This is a genomic window from Nocardioides sp. P5_C9_2 (genome assembly GCF_054049555.1).
Genome location: NZ_JBFUMD010000565.1, coordinates 1 through 2247 on the forward strand (window position 1 = coordinate 1; position 2247 = coordinate 2247).

Sequence of the window (2247 nt, forward strand, 5' to 3'; positions counted from 1 at the left end):
GGTCCCAGCACGGGTGACGTGCGTGGAGAACCTCGTCGATCCGGCGTACACCGTGACTGCCATGCCGATATCTTCACAGTGTGACAAGGGATCCGGTGACGAGTGATCCACCCGGGTCCTTCCCCCTGCTCCCGTCGGGCTTCCGGTTCGGGACCAGCACGGCTGCCTACCAGATCGAGGGGGCGGCCTCCGAGGACGGCCGCGGCCCCAGCATCTGGGACACCTTCACCGCCGAGCCCGGGCGGGTCTCCGACGGCTCGACCGGGGCGGTCGCCTGCGACCACTACCACCGGTTCGAGGAGGACGTCGCGCTGATGGAGGCGCTCGGCGCCCCCGGCTACCGGCTCTCGCTGTCGTGGTCGCGGATCATGCCCGACGGGCGCACGGTCAACGAGGCCGGTCTCGCGTTCTACGACCGTCTCCTCGACTCCCTCGTCGCCCACGGCATCGCCCCGATGGTGACGCTCTACCACTGGGACCTCCCGCAGGCCCTCGAGGACGAGGGCGGCTGGCTCAACCGCGAGACCGTCGACCGCTTCGCCGAGTACGCCGCCGTGGTCGGTGAGCGCTTCGTGGACCGGGTCGAGCACTGGATCCCCGTCAACGAGCCCAACGTCGCCTCACTGCTCGGCTACGGCCTGGGTGTCCACGCCCCCGGCCGGACGCTGATGTTCGACTCCCTGTGGGCCTCCCACCACATGCTGCTCGGGCATGGCCGGGCGGCCATCGAGCTGCGTCGGCAGGGGGCGACGAGCATCGGGTGCGCCAACAACCACGCGCCGGTGTGGCCGGCCTCCGACGACGACGCCGACGTCGGTGCGAGCAAGATCTACGACGGCCTGTGGAACGGGATGTTCCTGGAGCCGATGCTGCTCGGCCGCTACCCGGTGGACCTCGGCCCGCTCCTCGACGGGCTGGCCGAGCCGGGTGACATGGCGACCATCCGGCAGCCGCTCGACTTCTACGGCGTCAACTACTACAACCCGATGAAGATCGCCGCTGCCCCCGAGGACGCGGACATGCCCTTCGAGCTGCGCGACGTCGTCGGCCACCCGACCACGGACATCGGCTGGCCGGTCGTGCCGGAGGCGCTGCGCGAGTGGCTCATCGTCTTCCGCGCCCGCTACCGCGCCGCCCTGCCGCCGATCATGATCACCGAGTCGGGGTGCGCCTACAACATGGGTCCCGACGAGGACGGTGTCGTCGACGACCAGCCACGCATCGACTACCTCCGCAGCCACCTGACCGCGGTCGCCGAGGCGATCGAGCGTGGCGTCGACGTCCGCGGCTACTACTGCTGGTCGCTGCTGGACAACTTCGAGTGGGCCGAGGGCTTCTCCCAGCGCTTCGGCCTGGTGCACGTCGACTACGACACCCTCGTGCGCACTCCCAAGCGCTCCTTCCAGTGGTACGCCGACCTGATCGCCGCCCAACCCGGGAGCGCGTCCGCTCCCCGATAGGGTGCGTCGCATGTCGAGTCGCCGGGTCGTGTTCGTGGTCGGGTCGGGCCGCAGCGGCACCAGCACCATGAGCGGCACGCTCCAGACCCTGGGGCTGCACGTGCCGCAGCCCGAGGTCGCCGCGGACGCCACCAATCCCAAGGGCTTCGGCGAGCCGCAGTGGGTCGTCGACCTGCACACCGAGCTCCTCGCGCGCAGCAACGTCCAGGTGTCCGACGCCCGCCCCCGGGCGTGGCTGGAGGCCGGTCGGCTCAGCGGTGACCACGCCACCCGCGAGCGGGTCACCACCTGGCTGGAGTCCCAGCTCGCCGAGCACGACGAGCTGGTCGTCAAGGACCCTCGCGCGGCCTGGTTCCTCGGGCTGTGGCGCGCCTGCGCGGACCGCTGCGACGCGACGTCGTCGTACATCACGATGCTGCGGCCGGTGACCGAGGTGGTCGGCAGCAAGAAGCAGTACTACGACCAGCGCCAGGGCGACGTCACCCGCACGGCCGCCTGGATCAACATGATGCTGCACACCGAGCGCGCGACCCGCGGCGAGCAGCGCCGCTTCGTCCGGTACGGCGACCTGCTGGCCGACTRGACCCAGCCGGTCTTCGCGATCGGCGAGGCCTTCGACCTGACCGCGGTGAAGACCGCGATGGCCAACGACATCGCGCAGGTCCACAAGTTCATCGACCCCTCGCTGCGTCGGGTCACCCTCACCTGGGACGACGTGCAGGTGCCGGCCGCGCTGCGTGACCTCGCTCAGGAGACGTGGCAGGTGCTCGACGGGCTGGCCGAGGAG

At 70.5% G+C, this 2247-nt stretch carries 2 protein-coding genes; both read left to right on the forward strand.

What is annotated here, in order from left to right:
• Nucleotides 1-95 precede the first annotated feature (95 nt).
• On the forward strand, nucleotides 96-1460 hold the full coding sequence (locus ACXJKL_RS19675) for a GH1 family beta-glucosidase (protein ID WP_457208688.1): 1365 nt from the start codon (nucleotides 96-98) through the stop codon (nucleotides 1458-1460).
• A 10-nt stretch (nucleotides 1461-1470) separates the two neighbouring features.
• On the forward strand, nucleotides 1471-2247 hold a 777-nt coding region (locus tag ACXJKL_RS19680), incomplete at its 3' end, for a sulfotransferase family protein (protein WP_457208689.1).